Raw genomic sequence first — 26,168 nt, forward strand, 5'->3', positions numbered from 1 at the left:
TCTCAGATTTCCGAATCAATCTTCAACGTAACGTTCGATAGTCTGTGCACGGTCCGGACCTACAGATACAATCTTGACAGGAGTTTCCAACTGTTCTTCAAGGAAAGCAATATAAGCATTGAATTCTTCTGGGAATTCATCTTCACTTGTCATCTTAGTCATGTCGGTCTTCCAACCCGGCATTTCTACATATACAGGTTCAACTCCTTCGGTAATATCGAATGGGAAGTAATCTATTTCTTCACCGTTTACCTTATAAGCTACACAAGCCTTGATAGTTTCAAATCCATCGAGCACATCGCTCTTCATCAGAATCAGCTGAGTAACTCCATTCACCATAATGGCATAACGCAAAGCTACCAGGTCAACCCAACCACAACGACGTTCACGACCAGTTACTGCACCATATTCGTGTCCCAGATCGCGGATAGTCTTACCTGTTTCATCGAACAATTCTGTTGGGAACGGTCCTGCTCCAACACGTGTACAGTAAGCTTTCATGATACCATACACTTCACCGATTTTATTCGGGCCAAGACCCAGACCTGTACAAGCACCGGCACAAATTGTGTTAGAAGAAGTAACAAACGGATAAGAACCGAAGTCAACATCCAGCATTGTACCCTGAGCACCTTCACACAACACACTCTTGCCTGCTTTCAGCAAATTATTGATTTCATGTTCGCTGTCTACCAAATTAAACTGACGTAAGTATTCAATACCTTCCATCCACTGTTTTTCCAGTTCGGTAATGTCATACTCATAGTTCAGGCTTTTCAGAATCTGTTCGTGACGAGCTTTAGCTGCTGCATATTTTTCTTCAAAGTTATGCAGGATATCTCCTACACGAAGTCCGTTACGGCTTACCTTATCAGTATAAGTAGGACCGATACCCTTACCTGTAGTACCTACTTTAGAAGCTCCTTTTGCAGCCTCATAAGCAGCATCCAGAATACGGTGAGTAGGCAAAATCAAATGAGCCTTCTTTGAAATGTGCAAACGTTCTTTCAAAGGATGACCGCTTGCTTCCAGCGCTTCGGCTTCTGCCTTGAACAAAGACGGATCAAGAACAACACCGTTTCCGATAATATTTACTTTATCTCCCTGAAATATTCCGGAAGGAATAGAGCGGAGTACATATTTCTGACCTTCAAATTCAAGAGTATGACCTGCATTCGGTCCTCCCTGAAAACGAGCAACAACATCATAGCGCGGAGTCAAGACATCGACTACTTTCCCTTTTCCTTCGTCGCCCCATTGTAAACCTAGCAAAACATCTACTTTCATGATTTCCAACTTTTATAATAAGTTTATTTACTTTTCTTACGTTTAGCCGCCATACACTTGTTGCACAACCCGTATATGTACAAGGAATAGTGCGAAGCATGAAAACCTTTCAACTTTGTGTCGGCAATAGCCTGCTTCAAAGTTTCATCTTCAAATTCAGACACTTTTCCGCACGAGGTGCATATCATGTGATGGTGAGTTTCATTATTGTACGAACGTTCGTACTGTGAAGTATTGCCGAACTGATGTTTGATCACCAGCCCCGCATCAATCAGGAGTATGATTGTATTATAAAGAGTAGCACGACTTACACGGAACTTTTCTTTTTCAGCCATATAGGAATAGAGCATATCTATATCAAAATGTCCCTTTATGGTATAGATTGTATCGAGTATAGCATAACGCTCGGGTGTCTTCCGATGCCCGTTCTTCTGAAGATAATCCGTCAGAATCTGTTTTGCTTTATCTTTTATATTCTCTTCCATCCGGTAATTCGTTCAGGGTTCAAAGTTAATCTTTTTTATGCAATTAAGAAAAACAATAAAAGAAAAATTTCTCTAATCAGGAATCTCTAAAACATCAGAATTCCAAATCTGCCTTAATATCTTCTGCCAATGCCCTGACAGCCGGCTTCTCCGATTTTGCCCAGATACCCAACTGCTTGCTTACGGTTCTTTTATTGTCACGCGACTGGTGTGCATACTTGCGCAATGCCACGGATGCCGCCTTCTGAACCGGACCGCAATCTCCTTCTACAGCCGTACAGGCCTGATCCAGAAATTCAGCCTCAGCACGCTCATTCAGTTTTTCTCCTTTCATCAACAAACGTGCCATCAGTAAAAAGCCACAAAGCTGGAACATCTCGCGTTCATCTGCCATCCAACGGAACACAACTTCCGATGCATAAGGCAAACGCTGGAACAGATTCATCACCGTATATTCTGCCAGTTCAGGATAGTCCATACCCTCTATCCAGATATCAGCTATTTCCTGATAAAACGTATCTGCCGGCTGAAGCAGACCAGCCAGAATCTTACATTCTCTGATATTTTCCTTCCACAGTGCCTGAGCCAGTTCATGGTCGGGTTCATATCCCGCAGCTATCTCCTTGATACGGGGATATTCAATACCGAAATTCAGTTTGTACTCCATCCCTTTTTCACGCATGCTTTGCGAAACCATGCCGTTCATGAAAAGACGGAATTTCGACTTGATATCTTTAATCGTTTCGTGTATATTATTGTCCATAATAAAAAGCAATCATAAAATCCTCCGTTGCAGACTTCGTATTCTACAACGGAAGTATATTATAAATTAGAATAATCTCTGCTATATCGGAGCATCTGCTCTGCATACCCTTCCGAATAAGAAATATGCACATCGGTAATGTTTCCCTCCGCATCGGTTTGTGGCGTATACACCGGATTGACAAAACCTTTATAAGGAGCCAGATGCAGACTGCGATATCGTTGCAAGACTTCGGCATGCAATACCGGATCGACTTGTACAGCATACGTTTCAACCAGCTGACGGGCTGCCTCATAATCTCCCTCGCTCTTGATGCGCTGAATTTCGGCCAGCAGTTTACCAAACAGCATACGCAACTTGGCATAATCGTTAATACGTACATAAGTTTTTCCGTCACGGTTCACCATTTCCACCACATGCTCTGCCTGTCCATGTTCCAGTGCCCAGCGAGCTATCAGCTGACGGTTGCGCATATGTGCCTCTTCTACCGTACACCCGGGCTCTATACGTACCAGCTGCGTCATCAAGCCGTTCATCATGTACGAATAATATTCAGCCTTATAAGCCTCAGCATCCGGCACAAGTCCCAGTTCTATCATTTTAGCGTCGGGCAAATAGTAAAGACCGAACAAATCGGCACGTGCTTCTTCAATCGTAGAACCATGCGCTTTCAAAGCATCCGGATCTACTCCCGGAAGCAGTTTTCCTGAACCATGCCCCAGACATTCATGCAAATCAGTATGCAAGTCGTCGGTTATATCGGCATACTTCTCAAGCAACTGGCGTTCTGTTTCACTATATACAAATTCTTCGCGGAAACCATTACCTCGGGCAGCTTTGTTATAAGCATCGGTCAGATTGCCAATCGTCACCGACTTCGAGCCATGTACACTACGAATCCAGTTGGAATTCGGGAGATTGATACCGATAGCAGTCGACGGATATAGATCGCCGGCCAGAATAGCTGCTGTAATAACCTTTGCCGAAACGCCTTTCACTTCTGTTTTCTTGAAGCGGGCATCTACCGGCGAGTGGTCTTCAAACCACTGGGCATTACTGCTGATGGTTTCTGTACGGTGAGTAGCTTCCATATCCTTAAAGTTGACAATCGATTCCCAACTTGCTTTCATTCCCAGCGGATCGCCGTAGCTTTCGATAAAGCCATTCACAAAATCCACCAACGAGTCAGTATCCTTCAGCCAGGCTATGGAATAAGCATCAAACAGTTTCAGATCTCCTGTGCGATAAAACTCTATCAACAGACGGATAACTTCGCGCTGTGCGTCATTTTCTGCTACATCTTCAGCTTTTTGCAACCACGAAATAATTTTTTCAATGGCAGACGAGTACATTCCTCCAACTTTCCATACCTGTTCGTACACGTGTCCGTTTTCTTTTACCAGACGACTGTTCATACCATACATTACCGGTTCCTGATCGTCTGCTTTCTTTTGGGCTGCATAAAAGGCTTCTGCTTCCTGCTGAGTAACCCCTTCATAATAATTGGCAGCAGAAGTGAGCACCAGGTCTTCCCCATCCGACTGGTTCACCCGCTTGGGCATAACGCTTGGATCGAAGATTACCGGAAACAGCTTATCGCACATAGCCTGACATGTTTCACCTTCTTCGAGCGGAAGCACCTCTTCAGGCAGTGAGTTGACAACTTCTTCCAGATAAGCAGATGTAAATGCCGGTACGAACTTGTCGCATGCATAATGATGATGAATACCGTTTGCAAACCATACACGTTTCAGATAAACTTCCAGTGCAAGAAACTGCTCACTGGTACGGTCACCTTTGAAATGTATATAAACGGCTTCCAGCAGACGACGAATCTGCAAGTTGTATTTTCCGTTCTGATCGAACAATATATCTCTTCCTTCAAGAGCAGCCTGAGATAGATAATAAATCAACTGCTTGCGCCGTAAGGGCAAGTTTTCAAATCCGGGAACCCGGTAACGCAAAATCTGCAAATCCGCAAACTGTTCTACTGTATATGAAAATGAATCTTGCAACATATATATTCTTCTTTTTTATAACCATCCATTATCTACTTATAAAAAGCCCTCAAACTAAATGTCATTCTAAACGAAAAGAAAGTATACTCGGAAAAGCCTTGCATGTACTTTCTCCCGTTTAGAATGACATCTGTTGTTTTTATAAGTTCTATTTTCTTTAACCGTTACCTATTATTTTCCAGCTTTCGTCTTCTATAGTTATTAGGTGTTTCGCCAACATTCTTATAAAAAGCCGCATAAAACGACTGACGGTTGGCAAAACCGACCATTGCACTGATTTCTTCTACATTCTTTTCCGCATAACGCTTGTCGATCAACATATGCAAAGCGTCCTTGATTCGGTACTCATTTACCAGGCATGAATAGTTCATTCCGAAGCGGGAATTGATGACAGCCGACAAGTAACGAGTATTGGTTTTAAGTTCTTTCGCAAGATCTTTCGCCGAATAATTAGGATCCTTGTATTTCTTCTGAAGAACAATAATGTTCATAATTCGGTCATACAATTCATCAGCCAGTTCGGCACGAATCATGTTACGGTAAGGTGCGTCCTTTATCTTCCTCTCCCGAAGATTATAGGGCTTTTTTTCTAAAACTTGACCTTGCTCGGTCATTAATTTCTCCTCTTCTCTCATCTGTCTTTATATTTAGATAATGGTTGTTTCTTCTCCCCGAAATACTATAATTATACAAATTTGCTAAGACTTTTTGTATTTTACAACATATTTACGAGTTTATTTTTCTAGAATATCATTTTTTTACATTTAAAACAGGCTAAAAATAAAAGATAACCGATATTTTAAAAGATTGAACTATCTTTGCCCGCTAATTACATAAATATAGAAAATGATACTAAAAACGCTGAAATCATACTTCGGATACACTCAATTCAGGCCACTGCAAGAAGAAATCATCACTCAAATTTTACATAAAAAAGATACACTTGTACTCATGCCTACCGGCGGCGGAAAATCTATTTGCTACCAGCTTCCGGCTCTGCTCATGGAAGGAACTGCCATTGTAGTTTCCCCCCTGATATCGCTGATGAAAGACCAGGTGGAAAGCTTGCAGGCAAACGGCATCATTGCCCGTGCCCTGAACAGCACGAACGATGAGACCACAGATGCCAATATCCGTTTCGAATGCAGGCAGGGAAGGGTCAAACTGCTATATATCTCACCGGAAAGACTCATGGGCGAGGTCAACTTTCTGATGAAGGATATCCGCATTTCATTGTTCGCCATCGACGAAGCACACTGTATCTCACAGTGGGGACATGATTTCCGTCCGGAGTATACACAGTTGAAAATACTTCGCCAGCAGTTTCCGGATGTTCCGGTCGTTGCACTGACTGCTACAGCCGATAAAATTACACGACAAGATATCATCAGACAGCTGGCAATGAAAGACCCTCAAATTTTCATCTCTTCTTTCGACCGTCCGAATCTGAGTCTGGACGTCAAGCGAGGTTTTCAGCAGAAAGAAAAAATGCGTACGATATTCGATTTCATTGCACGACACCGCGGAGAAAGTGGAATCATTTACTGCATGAGCCGCAGCAAAACCGAAAAGGTGGCGGAAATGCTGGAAGAGCATGGTATTGCAACTGCTGTCTATCATGCCGGACTCAGTACTGCCGCACGCGAAGCTGCACAGGATGATTTCATCAATGACCGTGTTCAGGTGGTCTGTGCAACGATTGCTTTCGGCATGGGAATAGACAAATCGAACGTACGATGGGTCATTCACTACAACCTTCCTAAAAGTATCGAAAGTTTTTACCAGGAAATTGGACGTGCCGGACGCGACGGACTTCCCAGCGACACCCTGCTGTTTTACTCTTTCGGCGATATCGTCCTGCTCTCGAAATTTGCAGCCGAAAGCAACCAGCAGGAAATCAATATGGAGAAACTGAACCGCATGCAGCAATATGCAGAAACGGATATCTGCCGGCGGCGAATCTTACTGAACTATTTCGGTGAAACAATGGATCACGATTGCGGTAACTGTGACGTATGCCGTAATCCTCCCGAACGTTTCGATGGGACAATTATTGTACAAAAGGCGTTGAGCGGCATCGCACGTGCCGACCAGCAAGTGTCTATCAACACGCTGATAGATATTCTGAGAGGTGCAGCCACACAGGAAATCATCGAACGGGGATACGATAAGCTGAAAACTTACGGCGTAGGACGGGATATTCCGGCACGCGACTGGCAGGATTATCTGCTGCAAATGTTGAACCTGGGATATTTTGAGGTTGCCTACAACGAAAAGAACCACCTGAAGATAACCGAAGCCGGAAGAAAAGTACTGTTCGGGCATGAACGAGCCCTGCTGGTAGTTATTAAGCGTGAAGAATACGCTGCCAAAGGAACGAGAAAAAAACAAAAACAGCCCCTTGCAACAGAAGCACTGTTCCCTACCCCTATGGTATTCGACAACGAAGACGAACAGCTGTTCGAAGAACTTCGCCAGTTACGAAAAAAACTTGCCGACCAACAGGCTATACCGGCTTACATTGTTCTTTCGGACAAGACGCTCCATCTCCTGGCTTCTTCACGTCCTACTACGGTAGAAGCTTTCGGTGAAATAAGTGGTATCGGTGAATATAAAAGAGATAAATACGGAAAAGACTTTATTGAGGTCATCCGGAAGTTTACCAGATAACCCATACAACTATTTGCCAGTATTTTTTACCGACAAAACAACCTGAAAAGTTAATGTCCGAATAAAAATTTTCTCCACCTGACCGCACATCATATCTGACATAAAAAAGACAGGGATTCATTATAATAAAACGTCAGCATATCTTTTCCAAAATATGCTGACGTTTTACCGAAAATCTCTGCATGTTTTTTAAAAATATCATGCAAAATTTTTGCAAACTGACAAATTATTCGTTTTCAACTACTTACACTTTTTCAATTTTTCCATCAGTTCCATACGAGGAACACCTAGCGAAACAGCCTTCTCATAAGCCTCACGTGCCTCGTGTTTCTTCTCCATCTGTAAATAAATATCTCCCATCATCACATGCGTATCAGCATCACGGGCATCCAGTTTCAAGGCTTCTTCCAAATCGAGCAAGGCAGCATCGGGCAAGTTCTGCTCCAGTTCCAGATTAGCTCTCATCTTATATAGGGAAGCATCTTTCGGATAGTCTTCGATAAGCAGGTTCATACCATCGCGTGCCGCGATATACCGTCCTTCTTTCTGATCCAGCATAGCCAGTCCCAGACGGGCAGCCTTATGTTTCGCATCTAATCCCAGTATCACATTATAGTCGATGCGTGCTTCCTTATACTGTCGCCGTTTCATATAGATATAAGCACGAAACAGACGAGCCTCCTTATCGTTCGGCAAGAGATCGATTACATTGCAATAGTCCAAATAGGCTTTTTCCGTCAGATTCTTTTCCATATAAAGTGTGGCACGGTTCAGCAGAATGGCAGTTGCATAAGGAGTAATGTTCAGTGCCATCGTATATGAATCTATTGCTTCGTCTATCTTTCCCTGACGCTTCAGCACGGTTCCCAAGTTAGAAAAAAGCAACGCATTCCGGGCATTGTAAGGATCGAGCCGTAAAGCCTCGCGAAAGAGTTCCTCAGCTTGTTGCAGACTATCCTTGAAAGTATAGTCCATAGCTTTTTCCACCAGTTCATTATACGATTGTGCCTTACTGCCCAGCAACGAGAAAATACATATCAAACACAGGAGTATTCTTTTCATCCGGATATAATTTTAATTAAATTCGAAAGCAAAGGTAATGGAATAATCTGTGGAGTGGGATGTATATTAAAAAGTTTTTGTAAGTTTGAACAATCATTATAAACAAGAACTATCATGAAACTGGAAAAAGCTATATTTGCCTGCGGATGTTTCTGGGGAGCACAGTATCAGTTTGAACATGCCAAAGGAGTGGTACGCTCCACAGTAGGCTACATAGGCGGACACAAGGAACATCCGGCTTATGAAGAAGTAAAGGCACACACTACCGGACATGCAGAAGCAACACTGGTAGAATTTGATGCAGAACAAACATCGTTTACAGAACTGTGTAAACTCTTTTTTGAGATTCACGATCCGGCACAGACCGACGGACAAGGTCCTGATATCGGTCCGCAGTATCGCAGCGAGATATTTTATCTGAATGACAAGCAAAAAGAAGAGGCAGAAGCAGTCATCGCCCTGCTAAGGGGAAAAGGATATGAGGTGAATACGAAACTCACTCCCGCCACAACGTTCTGGGAAGGAGAAGAATATCATCAGCACTATTACGATAAGACAGGAGGAGAACCTTACTGCCATATCCGAGTTAAAAAATTCTGACCCGATCCATCAGCAACAAACGTATCCGAACTATAAAAAAGACAGAACCCCGAAAGTCAGCATAAAAACTTTCGGGGTTCTGTGTATCAAACAATAGCTGATACGATTCTTACTGTCACGCTTTTTTAATGTAATCGACCACCCATGCACCAACTTCCTTGGTTCCGTATTTAGGCTGTCCCTCTACCTGAATTTCAGGAGTACGCACATAAGCATCGAGTGATGCATCTACTGCCTTGCGGATCAGTGCACCTTCTTCTTTCAGATCGAAATATTCGAAAAGCATTGCCACCGACAGAATCTGTGCCAGCGGATTGGCAATGTTCAATCCCTTAGCCTGCGGCCATGAACCATGGATAGGTTCGAATACCGGAGTACTTTCGCCTGTAGAAGCTGAAGGAAGCAATCCCATAGAACCACTGATTACTGATCCTTCGTCTGTAAGGATATCGCCGAAAGTATTTTCTGTCACCATCACATCGAAGAACTTTGGTTCCTGAATCATCTTCATAGCTGCATTGTCAACAAACATATAGTCTGTAGTAACTTCCGGATACTGAGGAGCCATTTCCTGAGCAATCTGACGCCACAAGCGAGAAGATGCAAGTACGTTTGCCTTATCGACTACGGTAAGGTGTTTGCGACGCTTCATGGCATATTCAAAACCGACCTTCAATATTCTTTCAATCTCAGGACGTGTATACATATTTGTATCGTAAGCCTTATCGTTGTCCTGATACTTCTCACCGAAATACATACCTCCTGTCAACTCACGGATGCAAAGGAAGTCTGCACCGTCAACAAGTTCTGCCTTCAACGGAGATTTGTGTACCAGACATTTGAATGTCTGAACCGGACGGATATTGGCAAACAGTCCCAGTTTCTTACGCATGGCTAACAATCCTTGTTCCGGACGGACCTTTGCTGTCGGGTCATTGTCGAATTTAGGATCACCTACGGCAGAAAACAATACAGCATCTGCATTCTTACATATTTCATAAGTTGCTTCCGGAAACGGATCGCCTACTTTATCAATTGCATCCGCACCACACAAAGCATATTCGTAACTTACCTTATGACCAAATTTCTCACATACAGCCGACATTACATCTACTCCCTGAACAGAGATTTCAGGACCGATTCCATCGCCAGCCAACACTGCTATCTTAAAATCCATAATTATTGTTTATTCTTTAGTAAATAGTCTATTTATCTTTAAATCTTCTATTATACATATTATACAAATAATGTATAATAATAAAACACCCAGTCAGAAAAGATGCTAATACCAAATTCACCAATAAATTTCCATCTTTTATATCATCACAAGGAATCACCCTGCGTAAAAAAACAATCAAAGTAAACGACACGGTAAACACCAGGATATACCTTTGCCAAGACTTCATTTTATTCATGATTTAACTTGATAAAAAATCAATTCGAATTGGAATATTCATCTTCAATCATATTAAGCATCTTCATTGTTGCTTTGATAGCTGCTTCTGTCTGGTCAGCATCAAATCCACGGGTGCGGAACTCTCTGTCACCGTAATTCCAGGTAATAACTGTCTGAACAAAGGCATCGGTACGTCCTCCGGGAGGAATTGTTACCGCATAGTTGACCAGCATCGGGAATGTACGTTCCTGTGTTCCTTTGTAAATTTTACGCAACGCCCGTACAAAGGCATCATACTGTCCGTCGCCGGATGAGCTTTCCTGATAAACCTTTCCGTTGATCTCTATACTCAATGTAGCCATCGGTTTAAGACCTTTTGCCAAGGTTACAAAATAGCTCAAAAGTTTTACCTTATTTTCTGCTGTATCGTGCTTCAGCACATCAGATATAATATAGGGCAAATCTTCTTGTGTGACCTGCTCTTTGCGGTCTCCAAGCTCGATGATACGGTCGGTTACTTTCTTCATCGACTCTTCATCCAGCTCAAGTCCCAGACTCTCCAGATTTTTCCGGATATTTGCTTTTCCGGAATTTTTACCTAACGCATATTCGCGTATTCTGCCAAAACGCTCGGGAAGCAAGTCATTGCAGTACAAGTTATTTTTATTATCACCATCGGCATGTACACCGGCTACCTGAGTAAAGACACTGTCGCCCACTATCGGTTTATTTGCCGGAATGGTAACTCCTGAATACGATTCGACCAGTCGGCTCACTACATTCAGACGACTTTCATCGATATTGGTGATTGCATGGAAATGGTCTTTCAAGATAGCTTGTACACTGGCAAGCGGTGCATTTCCGGCACGCTCTCCCAAACCGTTGATAGTAGTATGCAAGCCTTTTACTCCACTCAGCACGGCAGCCAGCACATTACTTACAGCCAAATCATAATCATTATGCGCATGAAAATCGAAATGCAAGTCGGGATAGCATTTTTTCATCTTCCTCATGAACTCGATTACCTGTAACGGATTCAGTACCCCCAAGGTGTCGGGAAGCATGAAACGTTTTATTCCGCAATCTTTCAGTCCATCTACCAGGCCAAACACATAATCGGGAGAATCTTTGATTCCGTTGCTCCAGTCTTCCAGATATACATTGACATCCATTCCTTTTCCATGAGCATAACGGACTACACCCAGAATATCTGCCAAATGCTGGTCTAATGTTTTCTTCAACTGAAACGTACAATGTTTTTCAGATCCTTTTGTCAGCAGATTGATAACCCGGCATCCTGCATTGTAAATCCAGTCGACAGACATGTTTCCGTCGACAAAGCCCAACACTTCTACCCGAGATAACATTCCCCGACGAGCTGCCCAGTCGCAAATCATTTTTACTGCCTTCGCCTCTCCTTCGGACACACGTGCCGAAGCTATTTCAATACGGTCGACCTTCAGGTCTTCCAGCAGCAAACGGGCTATCATTAATTTTTCATGTGGTACGAATGACACTCCGCTGGTCTGTTCACCGTCGCGGAGTGTGGTATCCATGATTTCTATTCTCGGATGATTGTTCATTGAATTTATCTAATTAGTTACGAGCTTTTTCGTAAGCCTCTATTTTATCTTTATTCTCTACCAGAAAATCGATGTCATCGAGTCCGTTCATCAGGCAATGTTTCTTGTATGCATTAATCTCAAACTTTTCAGACTTGCCTGTCGCTTTATTGGTAATGGTCTGTTCGGGTAAATTGACTTCGACTTCTGTTTTTGGATCGGCATAAATAGAATCGAACAATTCTTTCAGGAAAGCCTCGCTGACAACTACCGGCAATACGAAATTGTTCAGTTCATTGTTTTTATGAATATCGGCAAAAAAGCTCGATACGACTACGCGAAAGCCATATCCGGCAATAGCCCATGCAGCATGTTCACGACTGGAGCCACTACCGAAATTCTTACCGGCAACCAGAATCTGTCCGCTATATGTAGGATTGTTCAGCACAAAATCTTTATTCAGCGAACCGTCCGGATTATAACGCCAGTCGCGGAAGAGATTGTCGCCAAAGAATTTTTCATCGCGGGTAGTTGCTTTCAGGAAACGTGCCGGAATAATCTGGTCTGTATCCACATTCTCCAAAGGCAAAGGAATACAAGTACTTGTTATGATGTTGAATTTCTGTTTCATAATGATGCACAATTTTACGAATTACATAAGTGTTCTGGGGTCGGTTATTACTCCGGTCACAGCAGCGGCGGCTGCAGTCAGCGGACTGGCAAGCAAGGTGCGAGAACCTGGTCCCTGACGTCCTTCAAAATTTCGGTTGCTGGTAGATACGGAATATTTTCCTGCCGGAATCTTGTCATCATTCATGGCAAGACAAGCCGAACATCCCGGCTGACGGATTTCGAAACCGGCTTCTTCCAAAACTTTATCCAAACCTTCCTGACGAATCTGCTCGTCTACCATCCACGAACCAGGAACAAGCCATGCTGTAATATTGTCGGCTTTCTTACGTCCCTTTACGATAGAGGCAAATGCACGGAAGTCTTCGATACGTCCGTTTGTACATGCTCCGAGGAATACATAGTCCACTTTCTTACCAAGCAAAGATTCACCTGCCTGAAAGCCCATATACTGCATGGATTTTTCGAATGAGCCTTTCTCTACATCACTCATACCTTCAGTAGTAGGGATATGATCGGTAACAGCCATTCCCATTCCCGGATTGGTTCCATAAGTAATCATCGGCTGAATATCGGCAGCGTCGTAACGAACTTCTTTATCGAACACTGCATCTTCATCGCTCTTCAGCGTTTTCCAGTATGCGAGAGCCTTGTCCCATTCAGCCCCCTTCGGTGCATACTCACGTCCCTTGATATATTCAAAAGTTACTTCATCGGGAGCTATCATACCTCCACGTGCTCCCATTTCGATACTCAGGTTACACAAAGTAAGACGTCCTTCCATGGTCAGGCTGCGAATAGCTTCTCCTGCATATTCCACAAAATATCCGGTTGCACCGCTTGTTGTCATTTTCGACATCATATAAAGTGCCACATCCTTGGCTGTCACACCTTTGCCCAGTTTTCCGTCGATGGTAATACGCATGGTCTTGGGGCGAGCCTGAAGAATACATTGAGAAGCCATTACCATTTCTACTTCACTGGTTCCGATACCGAAAGCAACTGCTCCCATCGCTCCGTGAGTAGACGTATGTGAGTCACCACACACGATGGTCATTCCCGGCAAAGTAAGTCCTCTTTCCGGACCTACCACATGAATGATACCATTCTTCTTGTTCATCATACCGAAATGAGTCAGTCCGAAATCGGCAGCATTTTTGGCAAGCGTATCTACCTGCGTACGCGAAACCGGATCTTCGATAGGCTTATCCTGATCGTGTGTCGGAGTATTATGGTCGGGCATGCAGTAAATCTTTTCCGGACGGAAACATTTCAATCCACGGGCACGCATTCCCGCAAAAGCCTGAGGACTGGTCACCTCATGGCAATAAAGACGATCGATATACAACTGGGTAGGTCCTTCGTCCACCTTCTGCACAACGTGTGCATCCCATATCTTGTCGAATAATGTATTAGCCATACTTAAAATCTCATTTAGTTATTTTCTGAATTTATTGATACAATCTATATAAGCTTCTACTGATGCTGCAATGATGTCGGTATTTGCTCCGAAACCATAATACATCTGTCCGTCATATTCCACCTGCATGTGAACTTTACCAACATCGTCACTACCTTTGCTGATAGCCTGAATTGTAAATTCCTTCAAGGTCATCTGACGTTTAATAATCTGTTTTACTGCCTTGATAGCTGCGTCTACCGGACCGTTACCCGTTGCAGCAGCTTCAAAGTGTTCACCGGAGATGTTAAGTCCCAGACTGGCAACCGAACGTACTCCGACACCGCTGGTGACTTGAAGATATTCCAGCTTAATGTGATGGTTTACATTGCGATCGGCTCCGGCAAGTACGAGAATATCATCATCGGTGATATCTTTCTTCTTATCAGCCAGTTTCAGGAAGTCTTCGTACACTTTGTCCAGTTTTTCCTGATTCATTTCTACACCCAATACATGCAAACGGTGTTTCAACGCTGCACGACCGCTGCGGGCTGTCAGTACAATTGCATTATCGTCGATACCAACATCTTTCGGATCGATAATTTCATACGTCTGTACATTCTTCAATACACCATCCTGATGAATACCTGAAGAGTGTGCAAAAGCGTTTCTTCCTACAATAGCCTTATTGGGCTGAACCGGCATATTCATCAGGCTAGAAACCATGCGGCTGGTAGGATAGATTTTCTGAGTATTAATATTTGTGTCAATGTCAATGTCATTGTGACAACGTAAAATCATGGCAACTTCTTCCAGTGAAGTATTTCCGGCACGCTCACCGATACCGTTGATGGTAACTTCTACCTGACGAGCTCCATTCAACACACCGCTGATAGTGTTGGCTGTTGCCATACCTAAATCGTTATGACAGTGGGTAGAAATAATGGCTTTGTCGATACCGTCTACATGGTCAACCAGATATTTGATCTTTGCACCATATTCATCGGGCAAACAATATCCCGTTGTATCCGGAATATTCACTACTGTTGCCCCTGCCTTAATAACAGCTTCTACCACACGAGCCAGATATTCATTGTCTGTACGACCTGCGTCTTCAGCATAAAACTCCACATCGTCTACATATCGGCGAGCATATTTTACGGCAGCAACCGCACGCTCTATAATTTCCTCGCGGGTAGAATTGAATTTATATTTGATATGAGAATCTGAAGTTCCGATTCCTGTATGAATACGTTTGTGTTTGGCATACTTCAAAGCTTCGGCTGCAACGTCGATATCTTTTTGTACGGCACGAGTCAGTGCACAGATAGTAGGCCAGGTTACAGCCTTTGAAATCTCAATTACCGAATTAAAATCTCCCGGACTTGAAATAGGAAATCCTGCCTCAATTACATCCACTCCCAAAGCTTCGAGTTGCTTGGCAACCTGAATTTTCTCGACTGTATTCAACTGACATCCGGGAACTTGTTCTCCGTCGCGCAATGTCGTATCAAAAATAAATAATCTGTCACTCATAAACGTATATCTTTTATTGTTTCATTTTAAAGAAAAAGCCTTTCGCACCAGAAGTGAGAAAGGCTTTATATCATAAATCTTATACCGTCATGCACACGGCTCACTTCCCACTGGTTTCACCAATAGAATAATAATACCGCCTAGCAAAATATGTATAAGAAATGTATTCATAATTATCTGTTACTTGTTCTAAACGCTTGCAAAGGTAGAGAATATTTCGACAATACAAAATAAAATGAAAGTTTTTTATTCATTTTAGCAACAAATTAGTATTTAGCATACTATTTTAAGCGTAATTCATACAAGCATGCTTCGACTTCAGCGTTACTTCCCATGTGTTTTCCCATATCATCTGACAGTTTAACACATTCTCTCCATTCCTGGTTGTGATTCATCTTACAACGGGATAATTTCATAACAATATTTGACGGATGATATCCCGTATCATTTGTAAGATTCGTTCCGATACCGAAAGAACAGTTTATCTTGCCTTTACAATAATCGAAAAGATGCAAAGCCTTCTCAAAGTCAAGTGCATTGCTGAAAATAATTGTTTTCGTCCGCGGATCAATACCCAGTTCTTTATACCGGGCAATCAAGCGGTCAATAAATTCAAATTCATCTCCTGAATCGCATCGCACTCCATCGAAAAGCTTTGCCTGCTTCCGACTAAAGTTCGACAAAAATGAATCGGAAGTATATGTATCCGAAAGAGCTGTTCCCAGATCTCCGTCATATACATTCACCCAGTTTTCCAAAGCCATATAATTGGCATGCTTATAACCGAACTGTGCTCCATGGAACATAAACCATTCATGCGGATGGGTTCCCATCGGACGCATGTCATATTTCATGGCAAGATAGCAGTTTGACGTTCCGGTACAATAACGAGCATGTTCTTTCAGATAAGCGACAACAATATCGTGTACATCAAATGAGAAACGACGACGTGTTCCAAATTCTGAGAACGGCATCTGATGCTCATTGGATAATTCAACTTTCCCAGCCAACTTAGCTATAATTGATTCTTTATCCGGTATCCGGTTCAGGAACTGGTTTTTTATCTCAGAAACAATAGCCAGCAAAGGAACTTCATAAAGTGTCACTTTATAGAGGTAGTCTGTAACTTCGATATGCAAATGGTGTTCTTCGTCCAGATACACTTCTATCTTTTCAGGATCAAAACGGAAAGAAGACAGCCACTCCCAGTAAACATGCGGCAGGAAACGACAATGTGTATACATATACTCCAGTTCCTCTTTACGCAATGCAACCAGTGACAGATTATGAATCTCGTTTTTCAATGCTTCCAGGAAACCTTCTGTATATTCTGTTTCATCTCTATCTTTAAAAGTAAACGTACCTAATGCATAAGGAAAGAGTTTTATATATGCATATGAAGTAGTAAACTTATACAAGTCTGTATCTAAAATTGTTTTTATTACCATAACATCACTTTTATTTCTTTTTGTAAAGATAAACAAGAAAAATCATTTCCTATACATTTTACTTCAACTTAAGTGATATTATGCAGTCTACCGAAGGTTTCAAATTGGCTGTATGCAGAACTATACCTCCCTGAATTTTTTCATATTTTACCTTTTCTCCCGTATCAAACAAGGTAGCAGATATCACCTTTTCGTTCAATGGCAAAGTAACAAATTCAGGCATCTTCTGTGATAAAATATGTATATAGAGTGTGTTTCCTTTTCTGGTAGTAGTTCCCCAAGAAGCTGTAACAACATTGCCGGAAGTAGAACCGTAAATTGTTTCTCCATACTTCGACATCCACTCACCTACTCCTTTCAAACGTTCAACAGCTACTGCAGGTAATTCTCCATTAGGCTGAGGGCCAATATTCATCAATAAATTGGCTCCTTTTCCGGCAGCACGCACCAACAGATGAATCAACTCATTAACAGACTTATAATTCTGATCTTTGATCTTATATCCCCACATACCATTCATTGTTTCACAAGTTTCCAATGGCAAAGTACTGATAGACTGACCAGAAAGTCCAGCTTTATTTTCTCCGGGAAGATCACGTTCAAACATCTGAAAATCTTCTCCTGGGAAAGGAGATTTGTGATGATTGTTTCCGATCAAACAAGCAGGTTGTAATTTATGAATCAAAGCATACTGTTTATCCAGTCCCCAATTAAAATCGTCTGGCTGATCCCATAAACCGTCAAACCAAATAGCTCCTATCGGCCCATAATTGGTCAGTAACTCAGTCAACTGGTTATTCATGAACTGATAGTATGTACTCCATTCGCCATGGGAGGTACGTCCAGTTCCATGGCCAGTTCTACCTAAAGGATAATAATCCTCTCTACTCCAATCCAAGTGTGAATAATACAGATGTAATTTTATTCCCTGTTTCTGACACTCCTCCGCCAATTCTTTAATAATATCCCGCTTAAAAGGTGTAGCATCTACAACATTATAATCAGCATATTTAGTATCAAACATGGAAAATCCGTCATGATGACGAGAGGTGAAGCAAATATATTTAGCTCCAGAAGCCTTTATAGCTGCAACCCAATCGTGTGCATTGAAGCGTGAAGGGTAAAAGCCTGATGCAACCTTAGCATATTCGTGACAATCAATATCGGCATTATGCATATACCACTCTCCTTGCCCAAACATACTGTAAATTCCCCAATGGAGAAATATACCAAACTTACTGTCTTGAAATTCTTTTCTAGCTTGCAGATTCTCTGGAGCAGGTACATAATCTGCTTCTGAATTCTGCGCATAAAGAGAAGATATCCCCAAAAGGCCACTTAAGCAAATAGCTTGCCAAAAACGAAAAGCACGTGTTTTCATATTCTTCCAATAAATTTATAAATGAGAAATTAGATTTGGTTTTCCAAAGATACAATAAAATTCTGAGTATGCAGAAAAAAAGAAAGCCCCGCGGCACTTGTGATGCTGCAGGGCTTCTCCTAAGACGGCGACTACCTACTCTCCCACTTGCGCAGTACCATCGGCGTGACGAAGCTTAACTTCTCTGTTCGGAATGGGAAGAGGTGGAACCTTCGTGCAATAGTCACCTGAATATCCTTTATGTATTCATGACTAACAAGCAGGTAATTCAAGCACTTCTCAAGAAGCTGAAAGTATATATCACCCATCCTTCCTGACAAGGAAAGCATACGGGCAATTAGTAATGCTCGGCTTTGGTATCTCTACCTTTACACCTGCATCCTATCAACGTCATCGTCTTTGACGACCCTGAGAAATCTAATCTTGTGGCCGGCTTCGTACTTAGATGCTTTCAGCACTTATCCGATCCCGACTTAGATACCCGGCGATGCACCTGGCGGCACAACCGGTAAACCAGAGGTCGGTCCAACACGGTCCTCTCGTACTAGTGTCAGAGCCACGCAAATTTCATACGCCCACGATAGATAGAGACCGAACTGTCTCACGACGTTCTGAACCCAGCTCGCGTGCCACTTTAATGGGCGAACAGCCCAACCCTTGGGACCTTCTCCAGCCCCAGGATGTGACGAGCCGACATCGAGGTGCCAAACCACTCCGTCGATATGAGCTCTTGGGAGGGATCAGCCTGTTATCCCCGGAGTACCTTTTATCCTTTGAGCGATGTCCCTTCCATACGGAAACACCGGATCACTATGCTCTAGTTTCCTACCTGCTCGACTTGTCTGTCTCCCAGTCAAGCGCCCTTCTGCCATTACACTCTGCGGACGGTTACCGATCGTCCTGAGGGCACCTTTAGAAGCCTCCGTTACGCTTTTGGAGGCGACCACCCCAGTCAAACTACCCACCAAGCAATGTCCTCTTACCAAGAGTTAGAATTCAAACAAACAAAGGGTCGTATTTCAACAGCGGCTCCACAAACACTGGCGTGCCTGCTTCAAAGCCTCCGACCTATCCTACACATCGCGTGCCCAAATTCAATGCTAAGCTATAGTAAAGGTTCACGGGGTCTTTTCGTCCCATCGCGGGTAATCGGCATCTTCACCGATACTACAATTTCACTGGGCTCACGGTTGAGACAGCGTCCGGATCATTACACCATTCGTGCAGGTCGGAACTTACCCGACAAGGAATTTCGCTACCTTAGGACCGTTATAGTTACGGCCGCCGTTTACTGGGGCTTCAATTCAATGCTTCTCTTGCGATGACATCTCCTCTTAACCTTCCAGCACCGGGCAGGTGTCAGGCTGTATACTTCTACTTTCATATTCGCACAGCCCTGTGTTTTTGTTAAACAGTTGCCTGGACCTATTCTCTGCGCCCTCTCTTGCGAGGAGGGACCCTTTATCCCGAAGTTACAGGGTCAGTTTGCCTAGTTCCTTAACCGTGATTCACCCAAGCGCCTTAGTATATTCAACCCGACTACGTGTGTCCGTTTGCGGTACGGGTACCTCTGAAGTTATGTTTAGCGGATTTTCTCGGCAGTCTGATTACCTGCGCTGTTGGATTGTCCCGAAGGACGCTCCATACTGTCAAGTTCGGCTCTTTCCGTGGATTTGCCTGCGGAAATCAACGCCTACACTCTTTAACGGGCTATTCCGTCAGCCCGCGGCAGTGTCACTACTGCTTCCCCACGTCACCCTCAAAGGTAGTAACGGAATATTAACCGTTTCTGCCATCGGCCTCGCCGTTCGGCTGAGCCTTAGGACCCGACTGACCCTGATCCGATTAGCGTTGATCAGGAAACCTTAGTCTTTCGGCGAGGGGGTTTCTCACCCCCTTTATCGTTACTTATACCTACATTTGCTTTTCCATACGCTCCAGAATGGCTCACGCCACGCCTTCGACGCGGAATGGAATGCTCCCCTACCGATCATTGCTGATCCCACGGCTTCGGTAGACAACTTCATACCCGATTATTATCCACGCCCGATTCCTCGACTAGTGAGCTGTTACGCACTCTTTAAATGAATGGCTGCTTCCAAGCCAACATCCTAGCTGTCTTAGCAATCAGACTTCGTTAGTTTAACTTAGCTGTCATTTCGGGACCTTAGCCGGTGGTCCGGATTCTTCTCCTCTCGGGCACGGACCTTAGCACCCATGCCCTCACTCCTGCGGTAGAACTGATGCGCATTCGGAGTTTGTCAGGACTTGATAGGCGGTGAAGCCCTCGCATCCAATCAGTCGCTCTACCTCACATCAGTAACCCGCAAGGCTGCACCTAAATGCATTTCGGGGAGTACGAGCTATCTCCAAGTTTGATTAGCCTTTCACCCCTACCCTCAGCTCATCCAGAAGCTTTTCAACGCTTATTGGTGCGGACCTCCATCTGGTGTTACCCAGACTTCATCCTGGCCAAGGGTAGATCACTTGGTTTCGCGTCTGCCGCCGCTGACTTGACGCCCTGTTCAGACTCGCTTTCGCTTCGGCTGCGGGACTCATGTCCCTTAACCTTGCCAAAGACGGCAACTCGTAGGTTCATTATGCAAAAGGCACGCCGTCACACTTTCGTGCTCCGACCGCTTGTAGGCGCACGGTTTCAGGTACTATTTCACTCTTCTGTTCGAAGTGCTTTTCACCTTTCCCTCACGGTACTGGTCCACTATCGGTCTCTCGGGAGTATTTAGCCTTACCGGATGGTCCCGGCAGATTCACGCAGAATTCCTCGTGTTCCGCGCTACTCAGGATACCGCTATGCTTCGTCTTGCTTAGAATACCGGGCTGTCACCGTCTTCGGCCGAACTTTCCAGATCGTTCTTCTCGCAAAATTTCTTGCAACGACGCGGTCCTACAACCCCGTCCATGCCGTAACATGAACGGTTTGGGCTCTTCCCCGTTCGCTCGCCACTACTGGGGGAATCATTGTTATTTTCTTTTCCTGCAGGTACTAAGATGTTTCAGTTCCCTGCGTTAGCCTCCATCATTGATGGATGTTACCTCTTCAAGGTAACGGGTTGTCCCATTCGGAGATTCACGGATCAAGGGTTATTTGCACCTCCCCGTGACTTATCGCAGCTTATCACGTCCTTCATCGCCTCCGAGAGCCAAGGCATCCGCCATGCGCCCTTTCCTACTTTCCTTATCACGTGCACACTATATATTATAGTGCGGGATGATATATACTTTTAGCTTTCGTACTAAAATTACTTTTTGCTTGTTACATCATGTCATAGACCTATCTTTATGGTGGAGAATAACGGATTCGAACCGTTGACCCCCTGCGTGCAAAGCAGGTGCTCTAGCCAGCTGAGCTAATCCCCCGTTTTTTTGCGGCTGCAAAGGTAAGCGTTTTCCTTCGTTCCCGCAAATTTTTAAGGAAGTTTTTTTCTTCCTTCCTTTCGGGTAGTCCCAGGCAGAGTTGAACTGCCGACCTCTACATTATCAGTGTAGCGCTCTAACCAACTGAGCTATAGGACTAGCTTTTGTGATTCAGTTCAACCTAGTCTGTTACCGACTCGGCTTCATCTTTCTCTCTTCTATATCGTTAAACAAACTCCCATGCAGCACAAGGGACAAAACCCTTATTCAGGTCACGCTCCAGAAAGGAGGTGTTCCAGCCGCACCTTCCGGTACGGCTACCTTGTTACGACTTAGCCCCAATTACCGGTTTTACCCTAGGGCGCTCCTTGCGGTTACGCACTTCAGGTACCCCCGGCTTTCATGGCTTGACGGGCGGTGTGTACAAGGCCCGGGAACGTATTCACCGCGCCGTGGCTGATGCGCGATTACTAGCGAATCCAGCTTCGTGGAGTCGGGTTGCAGACTCCAGTCCGAACTGAGAGAGGTTTTGGGGATTGGCATCCCGTTGCCGGGTAGCGGCCTTCTGTACCTCCCATTGTAACACGTGTGTAGCCCCGGACGTAAGGGCCGTGCTGATTTGACGTCATCCCCACCTTCCTCACATCTTACGATGGCAGTCTGGCCAGAGCCCTCAGCTTAACCTGTTAGTAACTGACCACGAGGGTTGCGCTCGTTATGGCACTTAAGCCGACACCTCACGGCACGAGCTGACGACAACCATGCAGCACCTTCACAGACGCCTTGCGGCTTACAAGTTTCCTCGTAATTCGTCTGCAATTTAAGCCCGGGTAAGGTTCCTCGCGTATCATCGAATTAAACCACATGTTCCTCCGCTTGTGCGGGCCCCCGTCAATTCCTTTGAGTTTCACCGTTGCCGGCGTACTCCCCAGGTGGGATACTTAATGCTTTCGCTTGGCCGCTGACAGTATATCGCCAACAGCGAGTATCCATCGTTTACCGTGTGGACTACCAGGGTATCTAATCCTGTTTGATACCCACACTTTCGAGCATGAACGTCAGTTACAGTTTAGCAAGCTGCCTTCGCAATCGGGGTTCTTCGTGATATCTAAGCATTTCACCGCTACACCACGAATTCCGCCTGCCTCAACTGCACTCAAGGAAACCAGTATCAACTGCAATTTTACGGTTGAGCCGCAAACTTTCACAACTGACTTAATCTCCCGTCTGCGCTCCCTTTAAACCCAATAAATCCGGATAACGCTCGCATCCTCCGTATTACCGCGGCTGCTGGCACGGAGTTAGCCGATGCTTATTCATACGGTACATACAAAATCCTACACGTAGGAAACTTTATTCCCGTATAAAAGAAGTTTACAATCCGTAGGACCTTCATCCTTCACGCTACTTGGCTGGTTCAGGCTCTCGCCCATTGACCAATATTCCTCACTGCTGCCTCCCGTAGGAGTTTGGACCGTGTCTCAGTTCCAATGTGGGGGACCTTCCTCTCAGAACCCCTATCCATCGCAGGCTAGGTGGGCCGTTACCCCGCCTACTACCTAATGGAACGCATCCCCATCGTTTACCAATAAATCTTTAATGGTGCCATCATGCAATCTCACCATACTATCAGGTATTAATCTTTCTTTCGAAAGGCTATCCCTGAGTAAACGGAAGGTTGGATACGTGTTACTCACCCGTGCGCCGGTCGCCATCAAACTTAGCAAGCTAAGTTCATGCTGCCCCTCGACTTGCATGTGTTAAGCCTGTAGCTAGCGTTCATCCTGAGCCAGGATCAAACTCTTCATTGTAAAATATCTTTTTACTCTTGCGAGTACTTTTTGTCTCTGTTCAGGTGACCGAATGTTTCTTGATTGTTTAATCAGATTGACGGTTTTATCACTTCATCACGGATACACATTATATATATATATCACATGACTACTGCTTGTACTACATTTCGTTTGTTTATCTAAAGTCTTTCAAAGAACTATCTCTTATTTCTAAGCTTCCGTTTGTTAGCGAAAGCGTTTGCAAAGGTAAGAGGTTTTTTCTTAACCACCAAATTTTTTCGAAGTTTTTTTTCGAAAAAATTTTCCAGCGGTCAGAAACCGGAACCGCAAGCCCTTCTCGCTCCCTTAGCACGGCTAAGGTAAGATACAAGGCAACACCCGAAAAACCGGAAACCTCACGTTCACTCTGTCAATGCTTCAGCGCGTTTCTCTCTCGAAAGCGGGTGCAAAATTACGCACTTTTTCGCAAACTCCAACTTTTACACGACTTTTTTTTGACTTTTCCTGAAAGTTTTTTCGTAAGACACTGGAAAACAGGTATGTTACGCGGCATATTTTTTTACCGGACGCAGAAGGAGGAGGAAAACATGCACAATAATATTTATTGCGCGGGCGGGCGCATGTGCGCGAAGGAAAACACACCGCATTATCCGCAAAAGCGGCACAATGGAAAAACAACGCCTTCTCTTCATTAAAACAACGGCATGTTTTCACCTAAAATACACCTTCTTTTTTAAAAATTACAGCATATTTTTTTCAGCATAATGAACAGACTGATTATCAGCAACTAATAAAAAGAAAAACAGCAGCATAAATGAAGGATAAAAATAATAGGTATTTCGAAAAAGCAAGTCTAGCCCATTGTATATTAAAAACCATACGCATACCCAATAATCTGCCCAGCATATTTATATAACTTAAAAACAGAATGTATCATCAGAAAATATTTTTCACCATTCATTACCAAATAAAAAAACAAACGAAAAACCTCACATACTAGGCAATGCAGAATCAAAGTACGCAAAACAAGCAGTATCCTCCCCAAAATCAAAAAGCGAGTATATGTTTACAAATGCTCAGACCTGATAGCCTCTCTCGTAGGAGCCGAAAACAACGTATTTTTTACCAATTTCATTACTTTTGAAACAAATCGAAAGAAATAAGTATTCCGTGAACGACCACAATATTAAAAAATTGTATCTTTGAGAACACTAACAAATTTAAAACAAAAAATTTATTACCATGAAAGAAAACATTTGTACAAAACTACGTTTTCCATCTAACTGGAAAAAATTAGGGGTGACTAGCCTGATGGTATTTCTATGTATTTCTTTATTTGCTTCCGAGCCAATCAATTTTGATAAAGCATTTAAAGAAAGTGTAAAAATCGAACAACAAATTAAACGAACCAGTTTCCCGGGGAAAGCTTACAACATTAAAGACTTTGGAGCCACGACAGATACCCCCGATCAGCCATGTCATGAACAGATCAATTTGGCAATTACAACCTGCAATCAGGAAGGAGGAGGTACCGTCGTTATCCCTAAAGGAACTTTTTATACAGGTCCTATTACAATGAAAAGTAATGTAAACCTGCATCTTGAAGAAGGGGCTACATTGAAGTTTTCAACAGATCAGAAACTATATTTTCCGGGAGTTATTACACGCTGGGAAGGTTTAGACTGCTACAATGCACGCCCATTGATTTATGCCTACGGAGAATCAAACATCGCTATTACAGGAAAAGGAACTATCGACGGACAAGGGTCGAATGAAACCTGGTGGCCAATGTGTGGTGCTGCACACTACGGATGGAAAGAAGGCATGCACAGTCAAAAACTAGGAAGCCGCGAACGCCTTATGGGTTATGCTGAGTTAAAACGCCCTATTTATGAACGAGCTATGACACCTGAAGATGCTTTACGCCCACAACTCATCAACTTCTACCTTTGCAATACTATTTTAATAGAAGATGTTACTTTGCTCAATTCACCGTTCTGGGTAATTCATCCCCTTCTTTGCGAAAGTCTGATTGTGCGTGGAGTTAAAATCTACAATCGTGGTCCCAACGGAGACGGATGTGACCCGGAATCTTGTAAGAATGTATTAATCGAGAACTGTCGTTTCGATACAGGAGATGACTGCATTGCCATCAAGTCCGGACGAAATGAAGACGGAAGAAAATGGAATCGACCAAGTGAAAACATCATTGTACGCAACTGCGAAATGAAAAACGGACATGGAGGTGTTGTTATTGGCAGTGAGATTTCTGGAGGTTACCGTAACCTATATGTTGAAAACTGCGTAATGGATAGCCCACAACTGGACAGAGTTATCCGAATTAAAACAAATGACTGCCGTGGAGGTATCGTAGAAAACGTTTTTGTAAGAAACATCAAAGTAGGCCAATGTCATGAAGCTGTTTTAAAAATTAATTTGCTATATGAAAGTAAAGAAAACTGCAACCGAGCCTTCCCTCCTATTGTACGAAATGTACATTTAAAAAACATCACTTGCGAAAACAGCCAATATGGAATTTATGCAGTAGGACTACCAAACAAAGATTGTGTATATAATATATCTGTTGAAGATTCACAATTTAACAATGTAAAGAAAGGTGGTAACCGGATAGAAAATGTAACGGATATCACAATGAAAAATCTTCAGATAAATGGAAAAACAGTAAAATAAGAGTCTATCTTCATATTCAAAATTCTATATACTTACTGAAAGTTATAATGATATAAGAAGATAGAATTGATT

General features: G+C 43.5%; 16 protein-coding genes, 2 tRNA genes and 3 rRNA genes. 3 read left to right on the forward strand and 18 right to left on the reverse strand.

From position 1 onward, the window contains the following. Positions 1 to 15: 15 nt before the first annotated feature. The 5 genes from BACCOP_RS04840 to BACCOP_RS04860 form a co-directional block, all read right to left on the reverse strand. On the reverse strand, positions 16 to 1,287 hold the full coding sequence (locus BACCOP_RS04840; protein ID WP_007566922.1) for an adenylosuccinate synthase: 1,272 nt from the start codon (positions 1,285 to 1,287) through the stop codon (positions 16 to 18). Between the two features lie 23 nt (positions 1,288 to 1,310). Beyond that, the gene (locus BACCOP_RS04845; protein WP_007566923.1) at positions 1,311 to 1,772 is read right to left on the reverse strand and encodes a Fur family transcriptional regulator; all 462 of its coding nucleotides are present in this window, start codon (positions 1,770 to 1,772) and stop codon (positions 1,311 to 1,313) included. A 94-nt stretch (positions 1,773 to 1,866) separates the two neighbouring features. Further along, the gene (locus BACCOP_RS04850; protein ID WP_007566924.1) at positions 1,867 to 2,535 is read right to left on the reverse strand and encodes a DNA alkylation repair protein; all 669 of its coding nucleotides are present in this window, start codon (positions 2,533 to 2,535) and stop codon (positions 1,867 to 1,869) included. Between the two features lie 59 nt (positions 2,536 to 2,594). Then, positions 2,595 to 4,553, reverse strand: a complete 1,959-nt coding sequence (locus BACCOP_RS04855; RefSeq protein ID WP_007566925.1) for a dipeptidyl-peptidase 3 family protein — start codon at positions 4,551 to 4,553, stop codon at positions 2,595 to 2,597. A gap of 164 nt (positions 4,554 to 4,717) precedes the next feature. Then, entirely contained in the window at positions 4,718 to 5,188 is a 471-nt protein-coding gene (locus BACCOP_RS04860) for a helix-turn-helix domain-containing protein (RefSeq protein WP_007566926.1), read from the reverse strand. A gap of 214 nt (positions 5,189 to 5,402) precedes the next feature. On the opposite strand from BACCOP_RS04860, the gene recQ reads away from it, so the two are divergent. Next, a complete protein-coding gene (gene recQ / locus BACCOP_RS04865; RefSeq protein WP_040311837.1) occupies positions 5,403 to 7,223 on the forward strand; it encodes a DNA helicase RecQ in 1,821 nt (606 codons plus the stop codon). A gap of 240 nt (positions 7,224 to 7,463) precedes the next feature. Here recQ and BACCOP_RS04870 read toward each other — a convergent pair whose 3' ends face one another. After that, positions 7,464 to 8,285: a tetratricopeptide repeat protein gene (locus tag BACCOP_RS04870; protein WP_007566929.1), complete on the reverse strand. Its 822-nt coding sequence runs from the start codon at positions 8,283 to 8,285 to the stop codon at positions 7,464 to 7,466. Positions 8,286 to 8,399: 114 nt separating this feature from the next. Between BACCOP_RS04870 and msrA the strand changes: the two genes are divergently transcribed. Next, positions 8,400 to 8,885 carry a peptide-methionine (S)-S-oxide reductase MsrA gene (gene msrA / locus BACCOP_RS04875; protein ID WP_007566930.1) on the forward strand — a complete coding sequence of 162 codons (486 nt, stop codon included), beginning with the start codon at positions 8,400 to 8,402 and terminating at the stop codon, positions 8,883 to 8,885. A 115-nt stretch (positions 8,886 to 9,000) separates the two neighbouring features. Here msrA and leuB read toward each other — a convergent pair whose 3' ends face one another. The 12 genes from leuB to BACCOP_RS04935 all read right to left on the reverse strand — a co-directional run bounded on the left by leuB (position 9,001) and on the right by BACCOP_RS04935 (position 23,423). Next, positions 9,001 to 10,062, reverse strand: coding sequence for a 3-isopropylmalate dehydrogenase (gene leuB / locus BACCOP_RS04880; RefSeq protein WP_007566931.1), 1,062 nt, complete (start codon positions 10,060 to 10,062; stop codon positions 9,001 to 9,003). A gap of 257 nt (positions 10,063 to 10,319) precedes the next feature. Further along, a complete protein-coding gene (locus BACCOP_RS04885) occupies positions 10,320 to 11,864 on the reverse strand; it encodes an alpha-isopropylmalate synthase regulatory domain-containing protein (protein WP_007566935.1) in 1,545 nt (514 codons plus the stop codon). Positions 11,865 to 11,877: 13 nt separating this feature from the next. Next, positions 11,878 to 12,474, reverse strand: coding sequence for a 3-isopropylmalate dehydratase small subunit (leuD, locus tag BACCOP_RS04890; protein WP_007566937.1), 597 nt, complete (start codon positions 12,472 to 12,474; stop codon positions 11,878 to 11,880). Positions 12,475 to 12,495: 21 nt separating this feature from the next. Continuing rightward, positions 12,496 to 13,893, reverse strand: coding sequence for a 3-isopropylmalate dehydratase large subunit (gene leuC / locus BACCOP_RS04895; protein ID WP_007566940.1), 1,398 nt, complete (start codon positions 13,891 to 13,893; stop codon positions 12,496 to 12,498). Positions 13,894 to 13,911: 18 nt separating this feature from the next. Further along, positions 13,912 to 15,408: a 2-isopropylmalate synthase gene (locus tag BACCOP_RS04900; protein ID WP_007566942.1), complete on the reverse strand. Its 1,497-nt coding sequence runs from the start codon at positions 15,406 to 15,408 to the stop codon at positions 13,912 to 13,914. Between the two features lie 281 nt (positions 15,409 to 15,689). Continuing rightward, positions 15,690 to 16,856: a nicotinate phosphoribosyltransferase gene (gene pncB, locus BACCOP_RS04905; RefSeq protein WP_007566944.1), complete on the reverse strand. Its 1,167-nt coding sequence runs from the start codon at positions 16,854 to 16,856 to the stop codon at positions 15,690 to 15,692. Between the two features lie 58 nt (positions 16,857 to 16,914). Then, positions 16,915 to 18,237, reverse strand: coding sequence for an alpha-L-fucosidase (locus BACCOP_RS04910; protein ID WP_007566945.1), 1,323 nt, complete (start codon positions 18,235 to 18,237; stop codon positions 16,915 to 16,917). A gap of 122 nt (positions 18,238 to 18,359) precedes the next feature. Next, a 5S ribosomal RNA gene (gene rrf, locus BACCOP_RS04915) occupies positions 18,360 to 18,468 on the reverse strand. Between the two features lie 86 nt (positions 18,469 to 18,554). After that, positions 18,555 to 21,434 (reverse strand): 23S ribosomal RNA (locus BACCOP_RS04920). A gap of 104 nt (positions 21,435 to 21,538) precedes the next feature. Further along, positions 21,539 to 21,615: transfer RNA gene (locus tag BACCOP_RS04925), tRNA-Ala, on the reverse strand. 82 nt (positions 21,616 to 21,697) lie between these two features. Then, positions 21,698 to 21,771, reverse strand: a tRNA-Ile gene (locus tag BACCOP_RS04930). Positions 21,772 to 21,895: 124 nt separating this feature from the next. Next, a 16S ribosomal RNA gene (locus BACCOP_RS04935) occupies positions 21,896 to 23,423 on the reverse strand. Together the 16S, 23S and 5S rRNA genes with 2 tRNA genes alongside form the textbook arrangement of a ribosomal RNA operon. Before the next feature lie 1,293 nt (positions 23,424 to 24,716). Between BACCOP_RS04935 and BACCOP_RS04945 the strand changes: the two genes are divergently transcribed. Further along, positions 24,717 to 26,096: a glycoside hydrolase family 28 protein gene (locus tag BACCOP_RS04945; RefSeq protein ID WP_040311818.1), complete on the forward strand. Its 1,380-nt coding sequence runs from the start codon at positions 24,717 to 24,719 to the stop codon at positions 26,094 to 26,096. Positions 26,097 to 26,168: the final 72 nt, after the last annotated feature.

The sequence above is a fragment of the Phocaeicola coprocola DSM 17136 genome (assembly GCF_000154845.1).
GTDB lineage: Bacteria > Bacteroidota > Bacteroidia > Bacteroidales > Bacteroidaceae > Phocaeicola > Phocaeicola coprocola.